Annotated in this window: 4 protein-coding genes and 2 pseudogenes; 3 read left to right on the forward strand and 3 right to left on the reverse strand. The window is 67.3% G+C overall.

Features of this window, described 5'->3' with window-relative positions; genetic code table 11:
- Positions 1 to 465 precede the first annotated feature (465 nt).
- From cpaB to RTN46_RS16450, 3 genes and pseudogenes are all read right to left on the reverse strand, one after another.
- A complete protein-coding gene (cpaB, locus tag RTN46_RS16440) occupies positions 466 to 1,101 on the reverse strand; it encodes a Flp pilus assembly protein CpaB (protein ID WP_312183001.1) in 636 nt (211 codons plus the stop codon).
- A 572-nt stretch (positions 1,102 to 1,673) separates the two neighbouring features.
- A pseudogene (locus RTN46_RS17055) lies at positions 1,674 to 1,847 on the reverse strand (FmdB family zinc ribbon protein); the annotation flags it as partial.
- Positions 1,848 to 1,877: 30 nt separating this feature from the next.
- On the reverse strand, positions 1,878 to 2,486 hold the full coding sequence (locus RTN46_RS16450) for a 5-formyltetrahydrofolate cyclo-ligase (RefSeq protein WP_312183005.1): 609 nt from the start codon (positions 2,484 to 2,486) through the stop codon (positions 1,878 to 1,880).
- 68 nt (positions 2,487 to 2,554) lie between these two features.
- Between RTN46_RS16450 and galU the strand changes: the two genes are divergently transcribed.
- The 3 genes and pseudogenes from galU to RTN46_RS16465 form a co-directional block, all read left to right on the forward strand.
- Positions 2,555 to 3,457, forward strand: a complete 903-nt coding sequence (galU, locus tag RTN46_RS16455; RefSeq protein WP_312183007.1) for a UTP--glucose-1-phosphate uridylyltransferase GalU — start codon at positions 2,555 to 2,557, stop codon at positions 3,455 to 3,457.
- 4 nt (positions 3,458 to 3,461) lie between these two features.
- Positions 3,462 to 4,079, forward strand: a complete 618-nt coding sequence (locus RTN46_RS16460) for a GNAT family protein (RefSeq protein ID WP_312183009.1) — start codon at positions 3,462 to 3,464, stop codon at positions 4,077 to 4,079.
- A 100-nt stretch (positions 4,080 to 4,179) separates the two neighbouring features.
- Positions 4,180 to 4,705: pseudogene (locus RTN46_RS16465) on the forward strand (hypothetical protein); the annotation flags it as partial.

The raw sequence follows: 4,705 nt of genomic DNA on the forward strand, positions 1-4,705 counted from the left end.
CCGCTCCGGGCGCTGCTGCGGGTACTGCAGCTGAGGCTGCTTCGACGCCGGCCAGACGGCGCTCCCGGCGCAGCACTGCGGCGCCGGCGACGCTGCGGCGGGCAGCCGAACTGGTGCAGTCGGCTCCGTCCATCCCCGCCACGGCAGGAACCAGGGCCAAAGTGGCCAGCGCCTCCAGCCCGGCCCGGGGGGAAAACCCGTCGGCAGGACCGGATCGTACGGATGGCGGTGCGGGGGAACCCCCGGCTCCCACAGGCCAATCATCCGCGGGCCAACCCTCCGCTGCCGAACCCTCCGCTGCCCAACCCCACGGCGGGAAGGGGAGCGGCAAGGGAGTCCTGCCGCTGCTTTCCGGTGAAGATGATCCCCGCGCATGGGGCGACCGGCCCGAGGATACCGCGGACTGGCTTCGGGAACAGCGCCCGCCGCACTGGGGCTGAAACTGGAACGGCACCGGCGGGACTGCTAGTCACCGCTGAGTACCAAATAAAGGTTCCCGCGCTCTGACGCCCCGGCCAGGGCTGCGGCGTCCTGGCCCCGTGCGGCCACGACCACGAGCCCGGCATCGGAATTTCCGGAACCCGGCCAGGTTGCACCGGCCTCTGCTGTCCCATCGGCAATCCACAGGACGGGGACCCCAGCTGCGAGCAGCGTCGCTTCAGCGCCGCCGTCGAACCCTGCGCCGTCGAAACCGGTTCCGGCAGCCAGCATCACATCAACGAGGACGCCGGGGGAGAGCAGTCCCGCTGCGGCGGGGTCCGCGGTCCGCAGCGGCACGGCGGCAGTGCCCTCGGGCGAGCCGGTAAGCAGTCCCGGCCCCACCAGATAGGAGTCGGTCAGGGCGGTTCCTGCCCGGAGGGGTACGGCCAGCCGTTTGCCGGCCACGGTTCCCGAATCGCTGAAGGCACCGGGCGGAGATGCTGCGGCCGGCAGGGAAGACAGCCGCAGGTCTCCGGGCTGGAGGACATGGCCGGCCGGCAGGTCGCCGTCGGCCGTAAGCAGAAGCACCGTCCGGGCATCCGGAGGCAGATAGGCCTCAACGGCAATGCCGCAGGCGAGGGCGGCAAGGAGCCCGGCCAGCAGCCTTCTGCGTCGGACCAAAAACCTCCGCAGCCGGTCCCTCCGCGCTTCTCCCCGCACCGCCGCACCGCGGGGCTTTCCACGTTGGCGGTGGAATCCGGGCGGGGGTATGCCATTCCGCGCGCGCCGATTTTCGCGCCCGGAGCCTGAAGGGTGGCCTCCGGCCTGGGTGTCCCGCCGAATGCGGCGGTTGCTGGGTATGCCGAACATGGGCTCACGCTACGGACTCTTCCGGCCCAGCTGCCGGCATCCCGACCGGGCCGGGGACAGCAAGAAGGCGCCCGCGGACCTGTGGAGGACCAGTGGGCGCCTTCGACGCTGCTGTTATTCGACGTTGCTCAACCCCGGACGATGTTCAGTCCGGGACGCTGCTGGTTGGTGTGCTGCTAGCCGGCAGCCGGAGCTGACGAAGCCGCCGGCGCGGGGGAAGGGGCCGTGGATGAACTCTCAGACGCGGATGCTTTAGCCGGGCTGTCCTTCGAAGGTGCCGCGGGGACCGTCGAGGCCGACTCCCTGGAATCGGTGCGGTAGAAACCTGTTCCCTTGAAAACCACGCCTACGCTGTTGAACTTCTTGCGCAGGTTTCCGTCGCATTCCGGGCAGACGGTCAGGCTGTCATCGGTGAAGGACTGCTGGACGTCGAACGCGTGGCCGCAATCCTTGCAGGCATAGGCATACGTGGGCACTCTTACTCCTCCTGAAGGGCGAAAAGAAGGCCTCAGCGGTGTCCTCCATGCGGGCACGTCCCGGCGCGGAACTGCTGGCACTCTGGGGTTGGCACTCTGGGGCCTCGAGTGCTAAGTATACACCTCTACGAGAGGCACCGCCGTGAAACCGGACGGGGTAAGGACCCCGTCGACGGGTGCGTCGAGGGCATCGGCCGGTACCCCGCCGGCGGGCAGGAACTCATGGTCGTGGACGACGGCGACGGTCCGCCCCGTTCCGCCCGCGGCCCTGAACCGGGCCAGGAAACGGTCGTAGTAGCCGCCGCCCTTGCCCATCCGGGAGCCTGCGGCGTCAACGGCGAGGGCCGGGATGAACAGCAGGTCAAGTTTCTTGGCGGCTTCCAGTCCCAGCCGCGGGCCGGCCGGTTCGGGAATCCCAGGAAACAAGCCGGGTACAAGCTGCACATCCGGAGTCCAGCGGCGCCAGGAGAGCTGCCGCTCCGGTTCACAGACCGGCACCAGGATAGTGTGCCCGGCACTGGCCAGATCTTCGAGGAGCCGGGAGGTATCAGGTTCGCTGCCCATGGAGAGGTAGCACCCGACGGCGGAGGGGACCGGAAGGGTGCTAAGCAAGGGAGCAGCGGCGGCCGCCAGTTCCTCGGCCGTGGAAGCGTCACCGCCCAATTCACGCCGCAGGCGGCGGAAGTGGGAACGCACCTGGGCTTTGGCATCAGCTGACATGCATCCATTGTGCCCACACCGGCGCTGCATTTGGCGCGCTGGCGGGTCCCTTAGGTACTCTTACCGTCATGACCTCACGACCGAAGATTACTAAAGCCGTTATTCCTGCTGCCGGTTTGGGCACCCGCTTCCTTCCCGCCACCAAGGCCATGCCGAAGGAAATGCTTCCGGTCGTGGACAAGCCGGCTATCCAGTACGTCGTAGAGGAAGCCGTGAACGCCGGGATGTCGGACATCCTGATGGTTACCGGACGCAACAAGCGCTCCCTCGAAGACCACTTCGACAGGGTTCCGTTCATCGAACAGACGCTGAAGGAAAAGGGCGACGAGAAGAAGCTGGCCCTCGTCCAGGAATCGTCCGAGCTGGGTGAGATCCATTACCTCCGCCAAGGCGATCCCAAGGGCCTGGGCCATGCTGTCCTGCGGGCCAAGCTGCACATCGGCAACGATCCCTTCGCCGTGCTCCTCGGTGACGACCTCATCGATGCCCGCGATCCGCTGCTGGAAACCATGGTTGAGGTGCAGGCCAAGACCGGCGGTTCGGTCATCGCCCTCATCGAGGTCGAACCGGACCAGATCAGTTCCTACGGCTGCGCCGACATCTCGGTTATCGAAGGCGAAGACTACGTCCGCGTCAACGAACTGGTGGAGAAGCCCGACGCTAATGAGGCTCCCTCCAACCTTGCCGTGATCGGCCGCTACGTGCTGCACCCCGCGGTCTTTGGCGTCCTCGAGGAAACAGGCCCGGGACGCGGCGGAGAAATCCAGCTCACGGATGCACTGCAGACCCTGGCCTCCGCCGAGGGGGAGGGGTCCGGAGTCTACGGCGTCATCTTCCGCGGCCGCCGCTACGATACCGGTGACAAGCTCAGCTACCTCAAGGCCGTGGTGACCCTGGCCTCCGAGCGCGAGGACCTTGGCCCGGACCTCCGGACCTGGCTGAAGGAATTCAGCGGCTCCATCGAAGGCTAGCCGCGTGCTGGGGTCGGCAATCTGGCCGGTAACGCTGGAATGCGGCGACCTCGTGCTGCGGCCAATCCGATACCGGGACCGCCGGGAATGGAGTGAAGTCCGCTCCCGCAACACCCAGTGGATCGGACCGTGGGAAGCCACAAATCCTCTGCCCGGCTCGGAGCTCCCGAGCTATGCGGGGATGGTCCGCAGCCTTAATCAGCAGGCGCGCCAGGACTCTGCCCTGCCCTTCGTGATCACCGAACGGCTGGGCGGAGCGGGGTTCGCCCCCGCCATTGTCGGCCAGCTGACCGTGTCCACCATCGTGTGGGGTTCGGCGCGGATGGCGACTCTGGGGTACTGGGTGGATGAATCACGGGCCGGCCACGGAATTGCTCCAACTGCCGTTGCCATGGCAACGGACCACTGCTTCAGGGTCCTGGGTCTGCACCGGATGGAAATTAACATCCGGCCGGAGAACCGCCCCAGTCTCCGGGTGGTGCAAAAACTGGGTTTCCGGGAAGAAGGCCTGCGCCGGCGCTACCTGCACATCGCCGGCGACTGGGCGGATCACCTCAGTTTCGCGCTCACCGCGGAAGAAGCTCCCGAAGGGCTGCTGCCCCGGTGGCTTTCCCGCCGCTGACCTCGGCTTTTACCTCCGAAACGGAGAATCTGGCGGAAGTCCGCCGACACACCGCGGACAATGCCGAGCGCTGCGTTTCTTTTCTCATACCGTCGTAGTTGTGGACATCCCTCTTAACAGTTCCCTGGTCCTGGCGGCAGCCGTCGGGCTCTGGTTGCTGTGGGTTGCTCCGCAGTATCTGCGCGGAAGGCAGGCACCTGCAGCGTCCATTTCCGGACGAGCAGGATCCGCCACCGGCGCAGATAGCAGTGCCGCCAATGAACCGGACCCAAGTTCTCAGGGGAACATCATGTACAACACCAGCACCGGCGTCCAGCCGCCGCACGGGCCGGGGCGCCCCCTGCCGGGGGCAGACCGTGGTTCTGGTAGTACCCCTGCCCGGCCTGCCAGCGCAGCAGCCGGCCCGCTGCGTATCCGGTATGGCCGCCTGGCCCTCGCCGGCCTCGGACTGCTGTTCCTCGCCGGAATCCTCGCCGGAGGCACCGCCGCGCTTCTGGGGGCAGTCTCCGGATGGCTGCCGGTAGGCGCCATCGTCGGAACCATCGGCGTTTTCGGCGTACTCCGTAACCTTGCCGTCCGCGACCGGCGTGCCCGCCGTGCCCGGCAGGCAGCGGCTGCGGCGGCCC

This window comes from Arthrobacter sp. (assembly GCF_031988865.1).
Taxonomy (GTDB): Bacteria; Actinomycetota; Actinomycetes; order Actinomycetales; family Micrococcaceae; genus Arthrobacter_B.